This window comes from Falsiroseomonas sp., assembly GCF_041690465.1.
Classification (GTDB): domain Bacteria; phylum Pseudomonadota; class Alphaproteobacteria; order Acetobacterales; family Acetobacteraceae; genus Falsiroseomonas.
In genome coordinates this window covers 77,179-98,258 of the sequence record NZ_JAWLHG010000008.1, presented here as the reverse complement: position 1 = coordinate 98,258, position 21,080 = coordinate 77,179, and the positions used below count along the sequence as shown (strand labels likewise).

At 70.4% G+C, this 21,080-nt stretch carries 20 protein-coding genes; 4 read left to right on the top strand and 16 right to left on the bottom strand.

The window, feature by feature from the left end:
- Positions 1-25: 25 nt before the first annotated feature.
- The 15 genes from pheT to ACESM1_RS10795 all read right to left on the bottom strand — a co-directional run bounded on the left by pheT (position 26) and on the right by ACESM1_RS10795 (position 13,062).
- Positions 26-2,500, bottom strand: coding sequence for a phenylalanine--tRNA ligase subunit beta (gene pheT, locus ACESM1_RS10865; protein WP_372619972.1), 2,475 nt, complete (start codon positions 2,498-2,500; stop codon positions 26-28).
- A gap of 4 nt (positions 2,501-2,504) precedes the next feature.
- Positions 2,505-3,590: a phenylalanine--tRNA ligase subunit alpha gene (gene pheS / locus ACESM1_RS10860; protein WP_372619970.1), complete on the bottom strand. Its 1,086-nt coding sequence runs from the start codon at positions 3,588-3,590 to the stop codon at positions 2,505-2,507.
- A gap of 83 nt (positions 3,591-3,673) precedes the next feature.
- Positions 3,674-4,039 (bottom strand): 50S ribosomal protein L20, encoded by a 366-nt coding sequence (gene rplT, locus ACESM1_RS10855; protein WP_372619969.1) that lies wholly within the window; start codon positions 4,037-4,039, stop codon positions 3,674-3,676.
- A gap of 17 nt (positions 4,040-4,056) precedes the next feature.
- Positions 4,057-4,263 carry a 50S ribosomal protein L35 gene (gene rpmI / locus ACESM1_RS10850; RefSeq protein WP_219765424.1) on the bottom strand — a complete coding sequence of 69 codons (207 nt, stop codon included), beginning with the start codon at positions 4,261-4,263 and terminating at the stop codon, positions 4,057-4,059.
- A gap of 156 nt (positions 4,264-4,419) precedes the next feature.
- Complete coding sequence (gene chrA, locus ACESM1_RS10845) at positions 4,420-5,757, bottom strand: chromate efflux transporter (RefSeq protein ID WP_372619967.1); 1,338 nt, start codon at positions 5,755-5,757, stop codon at positions 4,420-4,422.
- The gene (locus ACESM1_RS10840) at positions 5,757-6,566 is read right to left on the bottom strand and encodes a chromate resistance protein ChrB domain-containing protein (RefSeq protein ID WP_372619966.1); all 810 of its coding nucleotides are present in this window, start codon (positions 6,564-6,566) and stop codon (positions 5,757-5,759) included. Before ACESM1_RS10840 ends, chrA begins: the two co-directional genes overlap by 1 nt.
- Before the next feature lie 117 nt (positions 6,567-6,683).
- Positions 6,684-7,244: a ferritin-like domain-containing protein gene (locus tag ACESM1_RS10835; protein WP_372619965.1), complete on the bottom strand. Its 561-nt coding sequence runs from the start codon at positions 7,242-7,244 to the stop codon at positions 6,684-6,686.
- 89 nt (positions 7,245-7,333) lie between these two features.
- Positions 7,334-9,070 (bottom strand): L-aspartate oxidase, encoded by a 1,737-nt coding sequence (locus tag ACESM1_RS10830; RefSeq protein WP_372619963.1) that lies wholly within the window; start codon positions 9,068-9,070, stop codon positions 7,334-7,336.
- On the bottom strand, positions 9,070-9,231 hold the full coding sequence (locus ACESM1_RS10825) for a hypothetical protein (RefSeq protein WP_372619961.1): 162 nt from the start codon (positions 9,229-9,231) through the stop codon (positions 9,070-9,072). The genes ACESM1_RS10830 and ACESM1_RS10825 overlap by 1 nt, the downstream gene beginning before the upstream one ends.
- Positions 9,231-9,839 carry a fumarate hydratase C-terminal domain-containing protein gene (locus ACESM1_RS10820; RefSeq protein ID WP_372619960.1) on the bottom strand — a complete coding sequence of 203 codons (609 nt, stop codon included), beginning with the start codon at positions 9,837-9,839 and terminating at the stop codon, positions 9,231-9,233. Before ACESM1_RS10820 ends, ACESM1_RS10825 begins: the two co-directional genes overlap by 1 nt.
- Positions 9,840-10,003: 164 nt before the next feature.
- The gene (locus ACESM1_RS10815; RefSeq protein ID WP_372619958.1) at positions 10,004-10,912 is read right to left on the bottom strand and encodes a fumarate hydratase; all 909 of its coding nucleotides are present in this window, start codon (positions 10,910-10,912) and stop codon (positions 10,004-10,006) included.
- 11 nt (positions 10,913-10,923) lie between these two features.
- Positions 10,924-11,655 (bottom strand): sulfite exporter TauE/SafE family protein, encoded by a 732-nt coding sequence (locus tag ACESM1_RS10810; RefSeq protein ID WP_372619957.1) that lies wholly within the window; start codon positions 11,653-11,655, stop codon positions 10,924-10,926.
- Entirely contained in the window at positions 11,655-11,999 is a 345-nt protein-coding gene (locus tag ACESM1_RS10805) for a succinate dehydrogenase (RefSeq protein ID WP_372619955.1), read from the bottom strand. Before ACESM1_RS10805 ends, ACESM1_RS10810 begins: the two co-directional genes overlap by 1 nt.
- Entirely contained in the window at positions 11,996-12,328 is a 333-nt protein-coding gene (locus tag ACESM1_RS10800) for a succinate dehydrogenase (RefSeq protein WP_372619953.1), read from the bottom strand. Before ACESM1_RS10800 ends, ACESM1_RS10805 begins: the two co-directional genes overlap by 4 nt.
- Positions 12,328-13,062, bottom strand: a complete 735-nt coding sequence (locus ACESM1_RS10795) for a succinate dehydrogenase/fumarate reductase iron-sulfur subunit (RefSeq protein WP_372619952.1) — start codon at positions 13,060-13,062, stop codon at positions 12,328-12,330. The genes ACESM1_RS10800 and ACESM1_RS10795 overlap by 1 nt, the downstream gene beginning before the upstream one ends.
- Positions 13,063-13,138: 76 nt before the next feature.
- Between ACESM1_RS10795 and ACESM1_RS10790 the strand changes: the two genes are divergently transcribed.
- The 4 genes from ACESM1_RS10790 to ACESM1_RS10775 all read left to right on the top strand — a co-directional run bounded on the left by ACESM1_RS10790 (position 13,139) and on the right by ACESM1_RS10775 (position 16,175).
- Positions 13,139-14,752: a thiamine pyrophosphate-binding protein gene (locus ACESM1_RS10790; protein ID WP_372619951.1), complete on the top strand. Its 1,614-nt coding sequence runs from the start codon at positions 13,139-13,141 to the stop codon at positions 14,750-14,752.
- 1 nt (position 14,753) lies between these two features.
- The gene (locus ACESM1_RS10785) at positions 14,754-15,473 is read left to right on the top strand and encodes a GntR family transcriptional regulator (protein WP_372619949.1); all 720 of its coding nucleotides are present in this window, start codon (positions 14,754-14,756) and stop codon (positions 15,471-15,473) included.
- 56 nt (positions 15,474-15,529) lie between these two features.
- Positions 15,530-15,769: a DUF3072 domain-containing protein gene (locus ACESM1_RS10780; RefSeq protein ID WP_372619947.1), complete on the top strand. Its 240-nt coding sequence runs from the start codon at positions 15,530-15,532 to the stop codon at positions 15,767-15,769.
- Positions 15,770-15,935: 166 nt separating this feature from the next.
- The gene (locus ACESM1_RS10775) at positions 15,936-16,175 is read left to right on the top strand and encodes a DUF3072 domain-containing protein (protein ID WP_372619945.1); all 240 of its coding nucleotides are present in this window, start codon (positions 15,936-15,938) and stop codon (positions 16,173-16,175) included.
- Positions 16,176-16,186: 11 nt separating this feature from the next.
- On the opposite strand, the gene ACESM1_RS10770 is transcribed toward ACESM1_RS10775, so the two are convergent.
- The gene (locus tag ACESM1_RS10770) at positions 16,187-20,998 is read right to left on the bottom strand and encodes a beta strand repeat-containing protein (RefSeq protein ID WP_372619943.1); all 4,812 of its coding nucleotides are present in this window, start codon (positions 20,996-20,998) and stop codon (positions 16,187-16,189) included.
- Positions 20,999-21,080: the final 82 nt, after the last annotated feature.

Below are 21,080 nucleotides of genomic sequence, written 5' to 3'. Positions count from 1 at the left end.
CGCCCGATCCGGTCGGCTGCGGCATTCAGCCGCGCAGCACCGCGCCGGTGGCCTTCGTCACGGCGGCAACCACCTTCTGCCCGGCGGCCTCGATCTCGGCATCCGTGAGCGTCCGCTCGCGCGGCTGCAGCGTGACCTGGATGGCGAGCGAGACCTTGCCCTCCGGCAGCTTGTCCCCGGCATAGCGGTCGAACAGCGTCACGTCGGCGACCAGCGCCTTGTCCGCCCCGCGGGCGGCGCGCAGCAGCGCCTCGGCAGGCACGGTCGCGTCCACCAGGAAGGCGAAGTCGCGACGCAGCGGCTGGAAGGCGGGCAGGTCGGGCACGCCCTTCCTGCGCTTCTTCGGCTCGGCGATGGCGTCCAGGAACACCTCGAAGGCCACCGCGGCGCCCGGGATGTCGAGCGTGCCGCGCACCTTCGGGTGCAACTCGCCGAAGGTCGCCAGCACCACCTTGGGCCCCTGGCGCAGCACGCCGGACCGGCCGGGGTGGTAGAAGCCCGGCGCATCGGCCGTCACCTGCACCGCCGCCATGGGCACGCCGAGTGCCATCAGCACCGCCAGCGCATCGCCCTTCGCGTCGAGCCAGTCCACCGCGCGCGCCGGTGCCGCCCAGCTCGGCGCGGTCATGCCCGCCCGCAGGCCGGCCGCGACCGCGAGCTGGCTCGTCGGGCCGGAGGGATCGCGATAGGCGCCGCCGATCTCGGCCAGCGCGACATCGCCGAAGCCGCGCGCCGAGTTGCGCGCCGCCGCCATCGCCAGCGAGGCCACCGGCGTCGGGCGCATCTGGTCGAGGTCCGACGCGATCGGGTTCTCCAGCCGCAGGCTGTCAGGCGTGTCCCCGAACAGCGCCGCCGTCTCGCGCGCGAGGAAGCCGTAGGTCACGCAATCCTGCATCCCGCGCGACGCCAGCACACGCCGGGCCAGCGCCGCGCGCGCCTGCTTCGGCGTCAGCGCCGGCCGCGGCACCGGCGAGGCGACCGGCAGCGAGACGGGCGGCACCGCATCCAGCCCGCCGAGACGCAGCACCTCCTCCACCAGGTCGCATTCCGCCTCGATCGCCGCGCAGCCTTCCGCCGCGACGCGGGCGCGATCGGCAGGCAGCGAGGGATCCTGCGAAAGCGCGCCATGCGCGGCGATGTCGTTGCGCCAGGGCGGCACGGCGACGGTGATGCGCTCCGCATCGCGGCTCACGGTGCAGAGGCCGAGCCGCGTCAGCCGCTGCTCCGCCTCCTGCGCCGCCAGGTCCAGTCCGCCGAGGTCGCGAACGCGGTCGAAGCGCAAGGTGGCCTCGCGCGCCCAGGCCGGTTCCGCGCCGGCTTCCGAGACCTCGGAGGCTTCGCCGCCGCAGAGCTCGATGATCATCCGCGTCGCCGCCTCGAGCGCCTTGGGCAGCAGCGCGGGATCGATGCCGCGCTCGAAGCGCGAGCGCGCATCGGTGCGCACATCGTGCCGGCGACCCGACTGCGCGATACGCACGGGGTCGAACAGCGCGCATTCGATGAAGCATTCTGTGGTGGTCTCGTCGCAGCCGGAATGCTCGCCGCCGATCACGCCGCCCAATGCTTCGACGCGCTCGGCGTCCGCGATGACGCCGTCCTCCTCGGTGAGCGTATAGGTCTTGCCGTTCAGTGCCGGCAATTCCTCGCCGGGACGGGCCATGCGCATCGCCAGCGTGTCGCCCGCGACCTTCGCCACGTCGAAGACATGCAGCGGGCGGCCGAAGGCGAAGGTGAAGAAGTTGGTCACGTCCACCAGCGCGTTGATCGGCCGCAGCCCGATGGCAGTGAGACGGTCCTGCAGCCACTTGGGCGAGGGTCCGTTCGTCACGCCCCGCACCGCGCGGCCCAGCACCCAGGTGCAGGCACGCCGGTCCTCGATGGTCCAGCGCAGCGGCGTCGGATAGGCAGGCGCGACCGGCTGAACCTCCCACGGCTTCAGCGTGCCGAGCCCGGCGGCGGCGAGATCACGCGCGATGCCGCGCACGCTGAGTGCGTCGCCGCGGTTCGGCGTGACCTTGATCTCGACCACCGGATCGTCGAGGCCGGCGTAATCCACGTAGCGTGCGCCGAGCGGCGCGTCCTCCGGCAGGTCCACGATGCCGGAATGGTCGTCGCCGAGGCCCATCTCGCGGGCGGACAGCATCATTGCTTCCGACTTCACGCCGCGGATCTCGCCCTGCTTCAGCGTGATTCCGGTGCCGGGGATGAAGGCGCCGGGCAGCGCGAGCACGCCCTTCATGCCGGTGCGCGCGTTGGGCGCACCGCAGACGACCGAGTATTCCCGGCCGTCGCCGGCATCGACGCGCAGCGCGCGCAGGCGATCGGCGTTGGGGTGCTGCGCCGCCTCGATCACGCGGGCGATCCGAAACTGCCCGAGTTCCGCGGCGGGATTGTGAACCCCTTCGACCTCGATGCCGATGGCCGAGAGCGTCGTGGTGATGCGGTCGAGCGTCGCGTCGGTGTCGAGATGCTCGCGCAGCCAGGAGAGGGTGAACTTCATCGCGTCACACTCCCTCGTGCAGCGAAGCCGGCGCGAGAGGATCGCTCGCGTAGTGCCGCAGCCAGCGCAGGTCGCATTCGTAGAAGGGGCGCAGATCGGGCATGCCGTGCTTCAGCATGGTGATGCGCTCGATCCCCATGCCGAAGGCGAAGCCCTGCCATTCGCGCGGGTCGATGCCGCAATTCGCCAGCACCTTCGGATGCACCATCCCGCTTCCCAGGATCTCCAGCCAGTCGCCGCCGCCGCCGAGTTCACCCGTCTTCCGGTTCCAGCCGATGTCCACCTCCATCGAGGGCTCGGTGAAGGGGAAGTACGAGGACCTGAACCGCACGGGAAGATCACTGATGCCGAAGAAAGCCCGGAGAAAGTCTATCAGGCAGCCCTTGAGGTGGCCGAGCGTGATGCCGCGGTCGATCACCAGCCCCTCGACCTGGTGGAACATCGGCGAATGCGTCGCGTCGTGGTCGGCGCGATAGGTGCGGCCGGGCGCGATGATGCGGATCGGCGGCGGCTCGGCCAGCATGGTGCGGATCTGCAGCGGGCTGGTCTGCGTGCGCAACACGGTGCGGTGGCCGTTCGGCATGGTGCCGGGCAGGTAGAAGGTGTCGTGGTCCTGCCGCGCCGGATGGTGGTCCGGGATGTTGAGCGCGCCGAAATTGTGCCAGTCGCTCTCGATGTCCGGGCCGTCCACCACGCGGAAGCCCATGGCGCCGAAGATCGCCGTCAGCTCCTCGATGGTCCGGCTGATCGGGTGGATGCCGCCATCGGCCGCGGTGCCCGGTGCGAAGGGGCGGGGGGGCAGGGAGACATCCACGCGCTCCGTCCGCAGCCGTGCCTCCAGCGCCTCCGCCTCCAGCGCGGTGCGGCGGGCTTCGAGCAGCGCCTCGACCTCAGCCTTGAGGCGGTTCAGCGCGGCGCCGCGCTCCTTGCGCTGCTCGGCCGGCACCGCGCCCAGCCCCTTGAGCAGGGCCGAGAGGCTGCCGGACTTGCCCATCACGCCGACGCGCACCGCGTCCAGCGCACGGAGGTCGGCAGCGGCGGCCAGGGCCGCTTCGGTCTCGGCGCGGAGCGCCTGAAGATCGTCGCTCATGGTCTGTCCCGGATATGCAAAGGGCCGCCCCCAATCCGGGGACGGCCCTCAAGCTGTTCGATGAAGCCGATCCCGGAAAGGGATCAGGCCTGCGCGGGGAGGGCGCCCTTCGCCTTCTCGACGATGGCGGCAAAGCCCGCCGGCTCGTCATAGGCGAGGGCCGCCAGCACCTTGCGGTCCATCTCCACGCCCGCGGCCTTCAGGCCGGCGATGAAGCGGGAATAGGTCAGCCCGTGCTCGCGCACCGCTGCGTTGATGCGCTGGATCCACAGCCCGCGGAAGTCGCGCTTCTTGTTGCGGCGGTCGCGATAGGCGTATTGCAGCGCCTTCTCGACCCGCTCCAGCGCGGGGCGGTAGGCGGTGGAGGACCGGCCGACATAGCCCTTGGCGAGCTTGAGGACCTTCTTGTGACGGGCGTGCTTGGTGACGCCCCGCTTGACGCGTGCCATCTCTCAGACCCTCCCGCTCAGCGATCCAGCCCGTAGGGCAGCCACTGCTTCACCGTGTCGCCGTCCTGCTTGTCCAGCACGAACATGCCGCGGTTCTGGCGCTTCATGGTGGTGGTCTTTGCGGTCAGCATATGGCGCTTGTTGCCGGCACCGGCCTTGACCTTGCCGGTCGCGGTGAGTCGGAAGCGCTTCTTCACGCTCGACTTGGTCTTCATCTTGGACATTTGGCCCTCCTTGGGGTCGTGGCCCCCCACCTTGCACCCCGGCGGAGACCGGGGGCCGCACCATGCGGCGGGGGGGCTGGGCCGGCCGGGCATGTCCAGAGGCCACGGCGCGGGCAGGGCGGCGTATAGTCCGGGCCCGCCGCCGGCGCAAGCGCGCTACACCCCCAGCAGCATCCGGAGCGCGAAGCCCGCCGCGGCGGTCACCGCCAGGGTGCGCAGCAGCCCGAGCTTCAGCCCGAACAGGCAGAGCGCCGCGAGCAAGGTCAGCGCCACCGCCTCCGGCACCAGCGAGGCCGGGTCGGGCAGGCCCAGCGAGAGCGGCCCGAAGCCGACCGTCTCCACCCGCGCGAAGGCCACGCGAAGCCCGAACCAGACGGCCAGGTTGGCGACCACGCCGACCACCGCCGCCGTCACGCCGGCCAGCGCGCCCTTCAGCCGCGGCTGGTCATGCAGCCGCTCCACGAAGGGGGCGCCGAGGAAGATCCAGGCGAAGCAGGGCGCAAAGGTGACCCACACCGTCAGCAGCCCGCCCGCGATGCCCCCGGCCACGCCGCCATCCCGGTACCCCGCCAGGAAGCCCACGAATTGCAGCACCAGGATCAGCGGCCCCGGCGTGGTCTCCGCCAGGCCGAGCCCGGCCAGCATCTCGGAGGCAGTCAGCCAGCCATACCCCTCCACCGCCTCCTGTGCGACATAGGCGAGCACGGCATAGGCGCCGCCGAAGGTCACCACCGCCATCTTGGAGAAGAACCAGGCGATGTCGCCGAACACACCGCCGCCCATCAGCAGCGCCACCGGCCAGAGCCACAGCACCAGCGCCGCCAACCCCGCGCGCCGGGCCACCGGCGCCATCCGCGCCGCGCGCCCGGGATCCGCGGCCAGCATCGCGTCGAGCAGCGCCGGCGGCCCCGGCCGTGCCGCACCATGCCCGCCGGCTGCGAAGGTCTGCGGAATCGCATAGCCGATCAGCGCCGCACCCAGCACCACGACGGGGAAGGGCACCGCGAAGGCGAACAGGGCGAGGAAGGCGGCCGCCGCCAGCAGCCACGGCGCCGCCCCCTTGAGGGCGCGCTTCGCCACCCGCAGCAATGCCTCGATCACCACCACCAGCACGGCGCATTTGAGGCCGAAGAACAGCGCCGCGACCAGCGGCACCTCGCCGAGCGTCGCATAGACCAGGGCCAGAGCCATCATCACCGCGACGCCGGGCAGCAGGAATAGCACGCCCGCCGCCACGCCGCCCTTCACGCCGTGCAGCAGCCAGCCGAGATAGGTGGCGAGCTGCGTCGCTTCCGGTCCCGGCAGCAGCATGCAGAAGTTGAGCGCGTGCAGGAAACGCGCATCGCTGATCCAGTGGCGTTCCTCCACCACCTCGCGGTGCATCAGCGCGATCTGCGCGGCGGGCCCGCCGAAGGAGAGCAGGCCGATCCGCAGCCAGACGCGCAGCGCCTCGCGGAAGGTCGGGAAGGCAGGGGCCTCTCGTGAGCCGTCCATCATCGCGCGCCCGGGCCCGGCCAGTTGTGCGTCTCCTCGATAGCGTCGCGGCACCAGAGGTGGAAAGCGTCGTAGAGTGCCATCCCGGCCTCCAGCTGCGCCAGGTCATCCCGGTGCAGCCGCGACAGGCCGAGGGAGGCCGCCAGAAGCCCGGCGCATTGCGGCGCGAGATCGAGCCGCGCCGTGTCGGCCCCGCGCACGATCATCGCCAGCCGCGCCAGTGCCGGGGACGAAAGCCCGAACTCGGCGAGCATGGTGTCGAAGGTGCAGGTCTCGCCGCGATGGCTCCAGAAGGTGCCGTCCATGTCGAAGGGGGTGGCCCCGAAACGCTCCGCCACCGCCTGCACCTCCGAGGCGGCGACGAAGAGGAACACCGCGTCGCGGTCCACGAAGCGGCGGATCAGCCAGGGGCAGGCGATCCTGTCCACCTTCGGCCGCGCCCGCGTCACCCACAACGTGCGGCCGGCGGCGTCGCGCGCCGGGATGTGGCGAGTGGCGATCAGCGGAAGTCCGGCCTCGGCCCAGGCGAGCAAGCCGCCTTCCAGCACCTCCGCCTGCGCGCCTTCGTGGCGCAGCCAGGCGGCCACGCCTTCGCTGAGCTTCAGGCCCTTCTGGCAGATCGCGACCACGCTGCGCCCCGCGAAGCCGGGTGCCCAGCTCGCGACGTCGCGATGGTCGCGCCGGAGCGAGGCAGGCAGCAGGCGTTGATCGGCGGCCGCATCCTCCGCGGTGCGGAGGTCGACGAGGACCGGCGTGTCGGGCAACCCGAGCCGGCGGGCAAGCTGTTGGGGCGTGATGGAGGAAGGCATGAGCGTCCATCCATGAGGGCGGTTGGACGCGATGCTTGGGCCGAAGCCTCACGGGGCGATCGCGGGAGCCCCTGCCAGGAAGGCTAGAAGGTGGCTCCCGCGAAAGTCAAGCGGTGGTCAGGAAGCCTTGCGTCGGCCGCCACCGCGGCGGTTCTCGTTGGCGCCTTCCATCTCCTCCGCCTCGCTGCGCGCCTCCTCGATCCAGGCCATGTTCACCTCGGATTCGGCGAGCTTCGTCAGCTCGGCATCCATCCGCTTCTCCTCGTCGAGCGTCTGGCCGAGGAGTTCGCCGAGTTCCTGCATGCCGGCGGACTTGGCGAGCGTCGCCATCGTGCCGTAGGCGGCGATCTCGTAGTGCTCGACGCGCTGCGCGGCGGCGATCAGCACCACGTCCATCATCGTGCCCTTGTCGTGGTCGCTCATCTCGTGGTTGGCCTCCTCGATCAGGCCGCGCATCGCCTCGCAGACCTTGCGGCCGGGCTTGCCGCCGAGCTGTTCCAGCGCCTGCTCGACCCGCTCGATCTGCGCCTCGGTCTGCTCGATGTGCATCTGGAAGCCCTGGCGGAGCTTCTCGTTCGTTGCGGCCTTCATCATCTTCTGCATGCCGCGCAGCGCCTGCTTCTCGGCGCTGTAGGCATCGCGCAGCTGCTCGATCATCAGCTTGGTGATCTCGTCCATCGTCCCGCGTCTCCGGTGCTGCCGCCGCGCGCATCGCGGCGCCTTGCGGGAACGGGGCGGTGCGGGAGAGGGTTGCCGCGCGCCCGGGACTATTCCGCCGCCGCAGGCCGCAACAGGCTCTCCCCGGGCCGGATGCGGGTGTAGGCGACCGGCTGCCAGCCCAGCGCGATCCGCCCCTCGGCGTCGAGGGTCGTGACGGTGGCGGAAAGTCCGGCAGCCTCCGCATCGGTCTGCGGGAAATCCTCGCGCCAATGCGCGCCCCGGCTTTCCTCCCGCGCCGCGGCGGCGGCGACGATGGCGCGGCTGACCAGCAGGAGGGAGCGCAGGTTCAGCCAATCGTGCCAAGCCAGGTTGAACGCCCGTGACCCGCCGTCCACGCCCACGCCATCGAGCTCGGCTTCCAGCTGGTCCAGCCCGCGTGCCGCATCCTCCAGCCCGGCGGCATCGCGCAGGATGCCGGCCTTTTCCCACATCAGCGCGTGCAGCGCATCGCGGATCGGGGAGAGCGAGGTGGCAGGCTTCGCAAAGGGCGCGTGGACCAGCGCCAGCGCGGCGTCCAGCGCCGCCTGGTCCGGCTCCTCGATCGCGCCTTCGCGCGGCACCCAGGCGGCCATGCTGTCGCCGGCGATGCCGCCGAACACCGTGGAATTCGCCACGCCATTGCCGCCGAGCCGGTTCGCGCCGTGCACCCCGCCGGTGTCCTCGCCGGCGGCGAAGAGGCCGGGCAGCGCCGTGCTGCCATCGGCGCGGAACACCACGCCGCCCATCATGTAGTGCGCGGTCGGAACGACAGGGACGCGACCGCCGGCCAGGTCGAAGCCCATATCGGCGCAGCGCTCGACCATGCCCTTGAACTGCCGGCGCACATTCTCGGGCCCGAGATGCCCCATCTCGATGTAGAGGCCGCCGTGCTGGTTCACGCGACCGGCCAGCATCTCGCGGTACATGGCGCGGCTGACGATGTCGCGCGTCGCGCGTTCGCCGCGCGTGTCGTAGTCGTGCATGAAGCGCTGGCCCGCACCGTCAAGAAGGTAGCCTCCGGCGCCGCGGAGCCCTTCCTCGATGATGGTGCCGGTCATGCGCGTGCCGGGGCCGGCGAGCACGCCGGTCGGATGGAACTGCACCATCTCCATGTCGCGCAGCGCCAGCCCCGCGCGCAGCGCCATCGCCATGCCGTCGCAGGATTTGTCGCCGGAGGGCGTGTGGTAGGTGTACATCGTCGGCCCGCCGCCGGTGCCGAGCAGCACGGCCTTCGCCTGCACCAGCACCAGCGCGCCGCTGCGCACATCCACCAGCAGCACGCCGGCCAACCGCGATCCATCGCGCGAGGACAGCAGCGCGACCGCGCGGTGTTCCTCCATCCGCTCGATGCCGCGCGCCCAGCTCTGCTCGGCGAGGCGGTTGATGATCTCGATGCCGGTCAGGTCGCCCTTGTGGACGGTGCGGTCGAAGGTCTGCCCGGCGAAGGCCTTCTGGTGGATGGTGCCGTCCGGGTTGCGGTCGAAGAAGCAGCCCCAGCGGTTCTCGAGCTCGCGGATGCGGCGCTGCGCGACGGTGACGAGCGTCCAGGCCAGGTCCTGGTCGTTGAGCCACTTGCCGCCATCGAGCGTGTCCATGAAATGGCGTTCGGCGCTGTCGCCGGCGGCGAGCGCCACGTTGTAGCCGCCCTGCACCATGCGCGTGCAGCCCGACTTGCCGAGCAGTCCCTTCACCGCGATGGTGACGCGGAGGTCGGGCGCGGCGGCCTTCGCATGCAGCGCGCCGAGCAGCCCGGCGCCGCCGGAGCCGAGGACGAGGATGTCGGTGCTGCGCCGCTCCAGTTGCATCAGCGCGGCCCGCGCGGGCTGCTCGGCACGCCGCAGCCGCAATCCGGCTGCTGCGTGGTGGTTTCCTGCTGCGTCGGCACGGGCTGCGGCCGCGCCTCCTGCGAGTTGAGCACCAGCACGCCGGCCAGCACGGCGATGGCGATGACTGCGACGATACCCATCATGTCACTCCCAGCTTCGCCAGCGCCGCGGCGCGGCGGTCCTGCACCTTCTGCTGCACCTCGGCGTAGAGGCTGCCGCCATGCGCATCCATCGCCACCAGCAGCGGGCCGAAATCGCGGATCCTGAACTTCCACAGGCTCTCCGGGTTCAGGTCGTCGAGGTCCACATCCTCGATCGCCTCGATCCAGGTGGTCTCCAGCGCCGCGGTGCCGCCGATGATGGCGAGATAGACGCCGCCCAGCTCCTGGAACGCCTTCAGGCTCTCCTCGCGCAGGCCGCCCTTGCCGATGATGATGCGCACGCCCTCGCGTTCCATCAACGGACGGGTGAAGCGCTCCATGCGGTCGGAGGTGGTGGTGCCGACGCAGATCGCCTCGTAGCCGCTGTCATTGGTGCCGCGCTTGTCCACCTTGCGCACGTTGGGCGCGGTGTGGATCACGGCATGGCCGTTCAGGTCGAAGCGGGTGCGGCGGCCATGGTCGAACATGTGGATCTGCGTCGCATCGCGGATGCCGAACAGCGTGTCCTGCAGCGTGACGTGGTCGCCGGCGCGCAGCTTGCGGATCTCGGCTTCGGTGCAGGGCATGTGCAGCGTGTGGTGGGTCATTGGCGGGGCTTGCCTGCGCAGGGGGAGGTTGAGGGCTGGCGAGGGATTTTTCGTTCTGGCAAGGAAGGCGGCGCCGCCGATGCTGGTTGCATCGGCAAGCCGGCTGACGCAGCCGGGGCGGAAAAGACCCGCCAGACCGACCCGATCCCCTGCGCAGGCATGCCCTAGAACCCGATCGCCACGCCGTCCGGCGTGAAGGTGGCGGAAGCGCGCCTTGCACTGTGGCACTGGATGTTCACCGCGACCGGATTCATCGTGATGTGCGTCGCCGCGACCTCGACATGCACGGCGAAGGCGGTGGAATCCCCGCCCAGCCCCTGCGGTCCGATGCCGAGGCTGTTCACCGCCTCCGACAGCGCCGCCTCCAGCTTCGCACCCTCCTCGTCGGCGCAGCGCGAGCCCAGCGGCCGCGTCGCCGCCACCTTCGCCAGGTGCATGCAGAGATCGGATGTGCCGCCAACGCCGACGCCCATGATGACCGGCGGGCAGACCTTGCCGCCGGCCTTCATCGCCGCATCCACCACGAAGCGCTTCACGCCGGCCACGCCATCGGCCGGGATCAGCATCTGCAGGAAGCTGCCATTCTCACTGCCCGAGCCCTTCGGGATCATCTCCAGCTTCACCACGCGCTCCGCCTCGACGAAGTCGAGGTTGATCACCGGCACATGGGCGCCGCACGACGTATGATCGTTCTTCCGGGTTACCGGGTGCACGACGGAGCTGCGCAGCGGGTGCTCGCGCGTCGCGCGTTCGGTCCCCCGCCGGATCGCCTGCTTCAACGCCCAGCCGTCGAGTTCGACGTTGCGGCCGATCTCGACGTTGAAGATCGGGATGCCGGTGTCCTGGCAGAGCAGGTTGTCGGTGCGTTCGGCCACGCCGATGTTCTCGATCATCGTCGCCAGGATTGCCTTCGCGGTGCCGTCGGTCTCGCCGGCATCCAGGCGCGTGAAGCCCTGCTTGATGTCGTCTGGCAGGATCTTCAACGCGCGGATGTAGAGCAGCTTCGCCGCTTCCTCGATCGCGTCGGGGGAGACCCGCAGCGGCTCGGTTCCGGCCTTCGTCATCAGGGTCATGGATATGCTCCTCAGATCACCAGCGACACGCCCGAGACCAGCAGCAGCCCCAGCAATACCACCCGGAAACCCTGGGCGGGAATCACCTTGTAGGCGCGCACGCCGAGCCAGGTGCCGGCCAGCATGGCGGGCACGGCGGAGGCGGTCATCAACAGCGCCTCCTCGGTGAAGAACCCGGCGAGCGCCAGGCCCGGGGTAGTGATGGCCTGCATGAAGACGATGAAGGGCTGCATCAGCGCGCGCGCGTCGCGCTTGTCCATGCCCTGGATGTCGGCCCACATTGCCGGCAGCGCGCCGACATAACCGCCGATGCCTCCCAGCACACCGCTGGCGAAGCCCACCGCGGCGTCGGCCGGCCGGCTCGGCGTGAAGCGCCCGGGGGCGTGGCGCAGCGCCATCCGCGACAGCGCATAGCCCGAATAGACAACGAGCAGCACGCCAACGCCCATGACGATGGCGCGCGCCGGGCCGAACGCCAGCACCAGCAGCCCGACTGGCACGCCGAGCGTCGCCGCCGACACATAGAGCCGCATCCGCGGCCAGGTGATGTCGCGCCAGACGGTGGGCATGGCCAGCGACTGCACGAGAAGGCTGCCCAGCACCAGCACCGGGGCGGTGGTGGTCGGCGGGATGAAGTGCAGCAGGATGCCCGCCGCCACCAGCACGAAGGCGAAGCCTGCCATGCCGGCGCAGACCGCCGCGACGAAGCAGCCGAGCGAGAGAATCAGCACATCGGCCGGCATCAGAGGTTCAGCAGGAACAGCAGGCCGGCCGCGAACGACACGCCGGCCGAGGCCGCCACCATGGTCTTCTGCGACGACCGCCAGCCGAGGAACTCCAGCGCCAGCACGCGCAGCCCGCCGGCGAGATGCGCGGCGAGCAGGATCACCAGCGCCGTCTCGGATGCCTTGACCAGCCCGTTGTCGGTCCAGCGGAGGAAGCCTTCGAGCGTGGCCTCGCCGGCGATCGCGTTCGACAGCGCCCAGAAGTGCAGCGGCAGGAACAGCGCCAGCAGCAGGCCTGAGAGGCGATGCACGAGGAAGGCGATGTAGGTCGGGTGCGACCGCGGGCGCGGATCCGGCCTCATGCGGCGTAGAGCCCGACGGCGGCGCGGATGCCGAAGATCGCCGTGACCAGCCCGATCCCCAGCCACGCCAGGTCGAAGCCGCGCCCGCGCCAGCCGAGCCATTCCGCCGCGATGCCGCGCAGCCCGATGGCGCCGTGCAGCCCGGCGGCCAGCGCGAAGACGCCGTAGAAGACCAGCCAGGCTTCGTTGCCGCGGGTGCGCCCGATGATCTCGGCGGCCGACAGCCCGCCGCGCACCGCAACGAGGATCGTCACGAGATGCACTACCACCGCGACGGCGAGGATCATCGCGGTGACGCGCTGCGCCACCCATAGATGCGTCCCGCCCATCACCGATCCAGCCCGAACACGTTCCAGAACAGCGTGCGCTTCAGCCCGGCAATCGCGCCGGAGGGGTCGATGCCGTTCGGGCAGCGCTCGGTGCAGGATTGCGTGGAGTGGCAGGCATGGCAGCCGGCATCGCCGGCCACCGCCGCCAGCCTTTCCTTGCGCGCGCCGTCGCGCACGTCGTTCACCAGCGTCCAGGCGCGATTCAACGCCGCGGGACCGAGGTAATCGCCGTTCCACGCGACGATGTCGCAGCTTGCGTAGCAGACGCCGCAGCCGATGCACTCGATCCCGGCATCCGCCGCCTGGCGTTGCCTCGAGTCCGGCGGCACGACGTGGAACTCGGCCGGCACCGCGCCATCCGGCGCATCCTTCGGCTGGAAGGTCCCCTTGGCGCGCGCCCATTTGTCGAAGAAGGGCGCCATGTCGGTGGCGAGGTCGCGGATCACCGGCAGGTTCGCCAGCGGCCGCAATTCCAGCGCGCCGTCCTGCGCGACCTTCTTCACATGCGTCCGGCAGGTCCAGCGCGCGCGGCCGTTCACCACCATCGCGCAGGATCCGCACATGCCGACGCGGCAGGCGAAGCGATAGGCGAGCGTCGGGTCGAGTTCTCGCTGGATATGCGTCACCACGTCCAGCACGGTCTGGTTCTCGCGGGCCGGCACCTCGTAGCGCTGCAGCGCGCCGCCTTCGGCATCGCCCCGCCAGACCGAGACTTTCAGCGTGCCACTTTCCAACCGGCCAGCCTCCTCTTGCGCGATCAAGAGGTTGCATGGTCTTGTATAAGACACAAGACCCGAGGATGTGCAAAAAATGAAACAGCGCGGCGCCGACCTGTTGGTGCGTGGCCTCAAGGCGGCGGGGGTGAGCCGGATCTTCACCCTCTCCGGCAATCACATCATGGAGGTGTTCGACGCCCTGATCGGCTCGGGCATCGAACTGGTGCACACGCGGCACGAGGCGGCGGCGGTGCACATGGCGGACGCCTATGCGCGGCTCTCGGGCCAATTGGGCGTGGCGATGGTTACGGGCGGGCAGGGGCACGCGAACGCCTGCGCCGCGCTGCCCACCGCGCTGGCCGGCGAGGTGCCGGTGCTGCTGCTCTCGGGCCATGCGCCGCTCGCCGAGCTCGGCAACGGCGCCTTCCAGGAACTGCCCCAGGCGGCGATGGCCGCGCCCGTCACCAAGGCTTCCGGGACGGCACAGAGCGCCGCGGGCTTGGCTGCCGACGTGGCGCGCGCTGTCTCCGTAGCGCTCTCCGGCCGCCCCGGCCCGGTGCACCTCAGCCTGCCGACCGACGTGATCGAGGCCGAGATTGCCGAGGTCGCGCTGCCGGCCCCCGCAGCCTTCGCCCCCGTGCCGATGCAGCTGCCGGCGCAGACCGCGCGCCTAGTCGCCGAGGCCATCGCGCAGGCCGCGCGGCCGCTGCTGCTTGCGCCGCCCTCGCTGATCACGCCGGCCGGCACCGCGGCGATGGACGCGCTGGAAGCCGCCTGCGGCATCCAGCCCGTGGCGATGAACTCGCCGCGCGGCCTCGCCGACCCGACGCTCGGCGCGCTCGCCGAACTGCTCGCCGAGGCGGACCTCGTCGTGCTGCTCGGAAAGGCGCTGGACTTCACCTCCCGCTTCGGCCGGCCTGCACCGCAGGCGCGCTTCATCGCGCTGGAGCCGGAAGGCGCGCTGATCGCGCGTGCACAACGACTCCTCGGCGAGCGCTTCCTGTTCGGCGCCGTGGCCGATCCGATGGCGTCCGTCACCGCGCTTACGGCGGTTGCCAGCCGCGGTGCTGCGCAGGATTCCTGGGCGGCGCGCGTGCGCGAGACGATCGCCTGGCGCCCCGCCGCCTGGGCCGCCTTCGCCGGCGCGCCGGACGGCCCGATCCATCCCGCGACGCTCGCACATGCCGTCAGTGCCGCGCTGGAGGCGCACGGCGACGCCACCTTCGTCTGCGATGGCGGCGAGGTCGGGCAATGGGCGCAGGCGATCGTGAAGGCGCCGCGACGCATCACCAACGGTGTCGCCGGCGCGATCGGCGCGGGCACGCCCTTCGCCATCGGCGCGCGTGCCGCGATGCCGAAGCCGACGCTCGCGCTGATGGGCGACGGGTCCTTCGGCTTCCACATGGCGGAGCTCGACACCGCCGCGCGGCACGGCACGCCCTTCGTCTGCGTCGTCGGCAACGACAGCCGCTGGAATGCCGAGCACCAGATCCAGATCCGCGACTACGGCGCGAACCGGGCGCATGGCTGCGAGCTGGCCCCCGGCACGCGCTATGACCTGATCGCCACCGCGCTCGGCGGTCATGGCGAATTCGTCGAGCGCGCGGCCGACCTGGCCCCCGCCCTGGCGCGCGCCTTCGCGAGCAACAGGCCGGCCGTGGTCAACGTCATCATCGAGGGCCAGCCGGCGCCTGCCCTGAAGCGGTGACATGAACCCGGCCCGCCGCCCGCTCTACGCCCAGACCGAGGAAATCCTGACGCGCCGCATCGCGGAGGGCACCTGGCCCCCCGGCGCGCTGATCCCGGCCGAGGCGGAGCTGGCGGTGGAGCTCGGCGTTTCGCCGGGCACGCTGCGCAAGGCACTCGCAGCACTGGAGCGCCGCCGCCTGATCGAGCGCCACCAGGGCCGCGGCACCTATGTCGCGGCCCATACGTCCGAGCGCGCGCTGTTCCACTTCTTCCGCGTCTTCGACGTCGAGGGCCGGAAGCACACGCCGACCAGCTTCGTGCTGGACTGCCGCACCGGCCCCGCCACACCCGAGGAGGCCGCCGCGCTGGCCCTCGACCAGGGCGACGCGGTGCACCGCGTCGAGCGCATCCGCGCGCTGGCCGGCGAGCCGGTGATCCTGGAACGCATCCTGCTGCCCGCCATGCGCTTTCCCGGCTTTGCCCTGCCGCTGCTGCGGGAGATGGAAGACGAGCTCTACGTGCTCTACCAGCGCGACTATGGCGTCACGATCGGTCGCGCCGAGGAATGGCTCGCTGCCATCGGCGCGAGCGAGACGCAGGCGGCGAAGCTGCGGGTCTGGCCTGGCGCACCGCTGCTCGAGATCTCCCGGGTTGCCTACGACCTTGCCGACCGCCCCGTGGAGCGCCGCCTCACGCTGCTCGACAGCCGCCTGCACCGCTATCACGCCACGCTGGACTGACGAGCCGGAAACCCTTCGCCGCGCGCCGGGGTTCTGGCCCGCGAGGAGGACCCGGCATGGCGAAGAACAGCGAAGCCGCGCGGCGCAACCGCTTGATCAACCCGGCGCGGGACGGCGCCACCATCAAGGACCCGCCCGACCTGCACACGGCGCAGGAGGCGATGACCGCCGACCAGGCGAACTACCTGAAGACCCTCAGCCACGAGGCCGGCGAGCCCTTCGACCCGGACCTTACCAAGGCGCTCGCCGCGCGCCGTATCCGCGAACTGGAGGCCCGCACCGGCCGGAAGGGTTGATCCCCACTTTGGCACCTTGGCACTTCACGCACGGGCTGCTCCCGACAGGCCAAGCGTGCCTCGATGACGAGGCAAACATAAAGGGAACATCGGCGCGGCGCCAGCGTTGTCGCCACAAGCCCCGCCAGACGTTGGCGCGGGCCGGCACGCTCCAGGATGAGGACAGATGGCGAAGGCGAAACAGCAGCACGCGGAGAACCCGAAGGCCGATCCCGATCCGGGCTCCAACACCGTCAAGGACCCCGAGGACTGGACCACCGGCGAGGAACGGATGACCGGCGCGCAGGCCTCCTACCTCAAGACCTTGAGCGAGGAGGCCGGCGAGCCCTTCGACCCGGACCTCACCAAGGCCGAGGCGTCGAAGCGCATCGACGCCCTGCAGGAGAAGACGGGCAGGGGCCGCTGACCCTGCCCGGTTCAGACGATCATGATGTCGTTCGCGGTCAGCGCCGGTGCGCCATCAAGGTTCACCAGTCGGAGCGCGCCGGCGCCACCGGCCCCGTCGGCGTCGTAGAACAGGGCGCCGATAGCGGTGTTGTAGATGATCTGCGGCGTGCCGAAGACTGAGGTCGCCGCGCTGGAGGCATGCGCCACGAAATTCGCGGGATCGAGCGCGCCGAGCGCCAGCCCACCGAAACCTGCCTGCGACAAGCCGATGATGTCCAGGCCGGGTGCGAAATCGAAGATGCGGTCAACCCCGTCGCCGGCTGCAGCGAACAGGAACAGGTCGGCCTCGGCGCCGCCGGTCAGCAGATCGCGCCCGCCGCCGCCGAACAGCGTATCGGCGCCGCCCTGTCCCAGCAGCTGGTCGTTGCCGCCTTCGCCCTGCAGCCAGTTGTCGCCGCCATTGCCGCTAATCCGGTTGTTCAGCGCGTTGCCGATGCCGATGAAGTCGCCGCTGCCGGTGAAGCTGAGCCGCTCGATGTTGTCGCCGAGCGTCCAGTCGAGCGCGGCGGCGACGCTGTCATCGCCCTCGCCGGCGAGTTCCAGGATGGCATCTCCGGGATCGTTGACGATGTAGCGGTCGGCGCCGGTCCCGCCGGCCAGGCTGTCCGCGCCGTTGCCGCCGTTCATCTGGTCGGCGCCGCCCTGGCCGACCAGCGTGTCGTTGCCATTGGCGCCCAGCATGGTGTTGGACAGGCCGTTGCCGAAGATCACATTGGCCAGGCCATTGCCGTTGGCACCGACTGCGACGGTGCCGAACAGCGTCAGGTTCTCGAGATTGGCGCCGAGCGTGTAGCTGATGAAGGAGCGCACCACATCCGTGCCGCCGCCGGCGAGTTCGGTCACCACGTCGGCCAGGTTGTCCACCACCAGCGCGTCGTTGCCGAGGCCGCCCCGCAGCGTGTCGGCACCGTCGCCGCCATCCAGCGTATCGTCGCCGTCCAGGCCGAGGAGCAGATTCGGCGCGGCGTTGCCGGCGATGACGTTGCCGTGCGCGTTGCCGGTGCCATCGGTTGCCGCTGCGCCGACCAGCGTCAGCTGCTCGACGAAATCGCCGAGGGTGAAGGTGACGAAGCTGCGCACCGCATCTGTGCCGCCATCATCGCCGCCGGAGCTGCTCTCGGTCACCACGTCGCCGAGGTGGTCCACGAGGTAGGTGTCGTTGCCGCCGCCGCCGGCCATGCTGTCGCCGCCGGCGCCGCCGTTCAGGCTATCGTCGCCAAGATCGCCGAACAGCGTATCGGCGCCGTTCGCGCCGACCAGCGTGTTGTCCAGCGCATTGCCGGTGATGTGGTTGTCGGCCCCGTTGCCGGCGCCGGTGACGGCGCTGCCGGTCAGCAGCAGATCTTCGAAGCCGGAGCCGAGTGTCCAGTTCACCTCGGCGACGATGGTGTCGGCGCCGCTGCCGCCGGCTTCGCTCACTGCGTCGCCGCCGCCGACGAAGTAGAGGTCGTTGCCGGTGCCGCCGTTCAGCGTATCGGCGTCGCTGGCGCCGTCCAGCGTGTCGTCGCCGGCCTCGCCGAGCAGGTTGTCGTTGCCGGCGCCGCCGTTGATCGAGTCGTTGCCGTCTACCGCGCCGGGAAGGGTGAAGTCGCTGAAGCCGCGCAGCAGGTCGTCGCCGTCGATGCCGTTGATGGAATCGTTGCCGCTGCCGCCATTGATGGTGTCGTTGCCGCCGCCGCCATCGATCTGGTCGATGTCCTGGGCGCCTTCGATGCTGTCGTCGCCGCCCTGACCGAAGAGGATGTCGAAGTTGAACTCGCCGGCGTTGTCGCCGTCGTCGAAATTGTCGCCGAAGATCGTGTCGGCGCCCTCGCCGCCGAGAACGCTGTCGAAGTCGCCTTCGCCATAGAGCAGGTCGTTGCCGTCGCCGCCGACCAGCGTGTCGATGCCGCCCGCGCCGCGGAGGCTGTCGTTGCCGAGCCCGCCCAGCATGTGGTTGCCGGCGGCATTGCCGGTGAGCGTGTCGTTGCCGACGCCCGAGATGATCGCCTCCATCTCGGTGAAGCTCTCGCCGAAGAAGTTGGTGGCGCCGGTGGCGAGGTCCACGACGTAGTCGCCGCCGAAGCTGGTGGTGTCCAGCGTGTCCGCGCCGGCACCGCCGACGATGGTCTCGGGCGTGCCCAGGACGGCGTAGATGTAATCGTCGCCGCCATCCCCGAGGGCCGTGTCGGAGCCGCCGCCGCCGTTGAGCGTATCCGCGCCCTCGCCGCCGGACAGGCTGTCGGACAAGTCGCCGCCGTGCAGGCTGTCGGCGCCGTCGCCGCCATCGAGCGTGTCGTTGCCCGCGCCGCCATCCAGCGTGTCGGCATGCAGGCCGCCGAACAGCACGTCGCTGCCATGATGGCCGGCCAGGCTGTCATTGCCGTCGCCGCCTTCGAACTGGTCGTTCTGCGCACCGCCGATCAGCAGGTCGTCGCCGCCCTCGCCCAGCACGGAGTGGGTATTGCCGCCGATCGTCTCGCCGCTGGCGGTCACCGTGTCATTGCCGCCGCCGGCCTGCAGTTGCAGGAATCCCGGCGCGGCGAAGCCGGGCAGGAAGAAGGTGATGCCGGTGAAATCGTAGTTGTCGGCGCCGCCAGTGCCGAGGAAGGTGGTGAGGAAGGTGTCGAGCGTCTCGACATTCACGAAGGGCAGCGTGGTGCCGAGCTGGACGAAGCCTTCGAGGAAGTCGATGCTATCGTAATCCGTGCCACCGTCGATGGTCATGCCAGCGAGGTCGGTGACGGCGTTCAGGTCGAAGCCGTCATTGCCCGCGCCGCCGAGCATCGTCTCCGCGCCGCTGGCGTTGCCCGGGTTGAGCACGTCCATGCCGTCGCCGCCGCGCAGGATGTCGGCGCCGTCGCCTCCAGACAGGACGTCGTTCTCGGTGCCGCCGTCGAGGCTGTCATTCTCCGAGCCGCCGTAGAGCGTATCGTCCCCCGCCTCGCCGAGCAGCGTGTCGGCGCCCGCCTCGCCGCGCAGGGTGTCGGCGCCGGCATTGCCGCGGATCAGGTTGGCGGCGGCGCTGCCGAGCAGCGTGTCGTTGCCGATGCCGGAGAACAGCGCTTCGAAGTTGGTGAAGCTCTCGCCGCCGAAATTGCTCGTACCGGTGACCAGGTTCACTAGGTAGGCGCCGGTGTAGGAGGTGGTGTCGAGCGTGTCGTTGCCGGTGCCGCCATCGGCGTTATCGGAGCCGTTCACCGCGAAGATGAAGTCATCGCCGCCCTCGCCCATCGCGGTGTAGCCGCCGCCGCCGGGGTTGATCGTGTCGGCGCCCTCGCCGCCCATCAGGCTGTCGGCGAAGCCGCCGCCGAGCAGGCTGTCATTGCCGTTGCCGCCTTCGAGCGTGTCGGCCTCGGTGCCGCCGTCGAGCGTGTCGTTGCCGTCGCCGCCGATCAGGCGGTCGGCGCCCTGGCCGCCGAGCAGCGTATCGGCCTCGGTGCCGCCATCGAGTAAGTCGGCCTCGGTGCCGCCATCGAGGCGATCCCCGTCGGCGCCGCCGAGCAGGCTGTCCGCGCCCTGGTTGCCGAGCAGCGTGTCGGCGCCCGCCTGGCCCTCCAGCGTGTCGGCGTCGTCGCCGCCGTCGAGGGAATCGGCGCCGTCGCCGCCGAGCAGGCGGTCGAGGCCGATGCCGCCCGCCAGCCGGTCGTCCTCGGTGCCGCCATCGAGCGTGTCGTTGCCGCCATTGCCGATCAGCGTGTCGGTGCCGGCCGCGCCGGCAATCGTGTCGTTGCCGAGGTTGCCGTCCATCCGGTTCGCGGCCGTGGTGCCGGTGAGCGTGTCGTTACCGGTGCCGGAGACGATCGCCTCCATGCCCAGGAAGGTCTCGCCGCCGAAGTTGGACAGCCCTGTCGCCAGGTTGACGGCGTAGTCGCCGGTGTAGGAGGTGGTATCGAGCGTGTCGTTGCCGGCGCCGCCATCCACGCTGTCGCCGCCGAGGACGGCGAAGATGTAGTCGTCGCCATTGCCGCCGAGCTGCGTGTCGGAGCCGCCGCCGCCGCCGTCCAGCGTGTCCGCGCCCTCTCCGCCGGACAGGCTGTCGGAGCCGCTGCCGCCGTACAGGCTATCCGCCGCGCCGCCGCCGTCCAGCGTGTCGTTGTCGAGGCCGCCATCCATGTGGTCGAAGCTGGCGCCGCCGATCAGCAGGTCGTTGCCGGCTTCACCCAGGATCTTGTTGTAGAACTGGTCCGGAGGGTTCTGGAACTGCAGGATCGAGAGGTCGGTGTCGCCGGCATAGACGGTGTCGGCACCGGCACCGGCGCTCAGCAGGCGGATCTCGGCGGGCAGGTTGAAGAAGGGGGAGAAGCGGACGAACGGGCGGAAGTCATAGAAGTCATCGCCGCCGGTGCCCACGAACTGGGTGAGGAAGGTGTCGAGCACCTCGATACCCACGAAAGGCAGCGCACTGCCGAGCTGCAGCACGCCCTGGATGAGGTCGGCCGAGTCGTTGCCGCTGCCCCCCTGGATGACCAGATTGGCGATGTTCGAGACCGCGTTGAGATCGAAGGTGTCGTTCCCACCCTCGCCGTAGAGGCTGTCGGCGCCAGGGCCGCCGATGATGAGGTCGTCGCCGTCCCAGCCATAGACCTGGTCATTGCCGATGCCGCCGCGCAGCGTATCGGCGCCGCCCCGGCCATCGATCGTGTCGTTGCCGTCGCCGCCATCAAGCGAGTCGTTGCCGGGGCTGTTGAAATCCGGGTCGCCGATGATGGTGTCGGCACCGGCGGTTGCGACAGGGCCACCGTCGCTGTTCGTTACGGTATTGATGGTGTCATTGCCGACGGTGCCCGCGATGTTCGCCATGGCGTCCTGCTTCTCTCGCTAACGAAATGATAACATATCGTCCCGAGCATGCAAGAAAGACGACTATGCGCAGAAAAGAGGC

What these genes read in the sequence shown, in the direction of transcription:
- pheT (WP_372619972.1), bottom strand. Translation starts at nt 2,500, where the DNA reads ATGAAGTTCACCCTCTCCTGGCTGCGCGAGCATCTCGACACCGACGCG.
- pheS (WP_372619970.1), bottom strand. Translation starts at nt 3,590, where the DNA reads ATGAGCGACGATCTTCAGGCGCTCCGCGCCGAGACCGAAGCGGCCCTG.
- rplT (WP_372619969.1), bottom strand. Translation starts at nt 4,039, where the DNA reads ATGGCACGCGTCAAGCGGGGCGTCACCAAGCACGCCCGTCACAAGAAG.
- rpmI (WP_219765424.1), bottom strand. Translation starts at nt 4,263, where the DNA reads ATGTCCAAGATGAAGACCAAGTCGAGCGTGAAGAAGCGCTTCCGACTC.
- chrA (WP_372619967.1), bottom strand. Translation starts at nt 5,757, where the DNA reads ATGGACGGCTCACGAGAGGCCCCTGCCTTCCCGACCTTCCGCGAGGCG.
- ACESM1_RS10840 (WP_372619966.1), bottom strand. Translation starts at nt 6,566, where the DNA reads ATGCCTTCCTCCATCACGCCCCAACAGCTTGCCCGCCGGCTCGGGTTG.
- ACESM1_RS10835 (WP_372619965.1), bottom strand. Translation starts at nt 7,244, where the DNA reads ATGGACGAGATCACCAAGCTGATGATCGAGCAGCTGCGCGATGCCTAC.
- ACESM1_RS10830 (WP_372619963.1), bottom strand. Translation starts at nt 9,070, where the DNA reads ATGCAACTGGAGCGGCGCAGCACCGACATCCTCGTCCTCGGCTCCGGC.
- ACESM1_RS10825 (WP_372619961.1), bottom strand. Translation starts at nt 9,231, where the DNA reads ATGGGTATCGTCGCAGTCATCGCCATCGCCGTGCTGGCCGGCGTGCTG.
- ACESM1_RS10820 (WP_372619960.1), bottom strand. Translation starts at nt 9,839, where the DNA reads ATGACCCACCACACGCTGCACATGCCCTGCACCGAAGCCGAGATCCGC.
- ACESM1_RS10815 (WP_372619958.1), bottom strand. Translation starts at nt 10,912, where the DNA reads ATGACCCTGATGACGAAGGCCGGAACCGAGCCGCTGCGGGTCTCCCCC.
- ACESM1_RS10810 (WP_372619957.1), bottom strand. Translation starts at nt 11,655, where the DNA reads ATGCCGGCCGATGTGCTGATTCTCTCGCTCGGCTGCTTCGTCGCGGCG.
- ACESM1_RS10805 (WP_372619955.1), bottom strand. Translation starts at nt 11,999, where the DNA reads ATGAGGCCGGATCCGCGCCCGCGGTCGCACCCGACCTACATCGCCTTC.
- ACESM1_RS10800 (WP_372619953.1), bottom strand. Translation starts at nt 12,328, where the DNA reads ATGGGCGGGACGCATCTATGGGTGGCGCAGCGCGTCACCGCGATGATC.
- ACESM1_RS10790 (WP_372619951.1), top strand. Translation starts at nt 13,139, where the DNA reads ATGAAACAGCGCGGCGCCGACCTGTTGGTGCGTGGCCTCAAGGCGGCG.
- ACESM1_RS10785 (WP_372619949.1), top strand. Translation starts at nt 14,754, where the DNA reads ATGAACCCGGCCCGCCGCCCGCTCTACGCCCAGACCGAGGAAATCCTG.
- ACESM1_RS10780 (WP_372619947.1), top strand. Translation starts at nt 15,530, where the DNA reads ATGGCGAAGAACAGCGAAGCCGCGCGGCGCAACCGCTTGATCAACCCG.
- ACESM1_RS10775 (WP_372619945.1), top strand. Translation starts at nt 15,936, where the DNA reads ATGGCGAAGGCGAAACAGCAGCACGCGGAGAACCCGAAGGCCGATCCC.
- ACESM1_RS10770 (WP_372619943.1), bottom strand. Translation starts at nt 20,998, where the DNA reads ATGGCGAACATCGCGGGCACCGTCGGCAATGACACCATCAATACCGTA.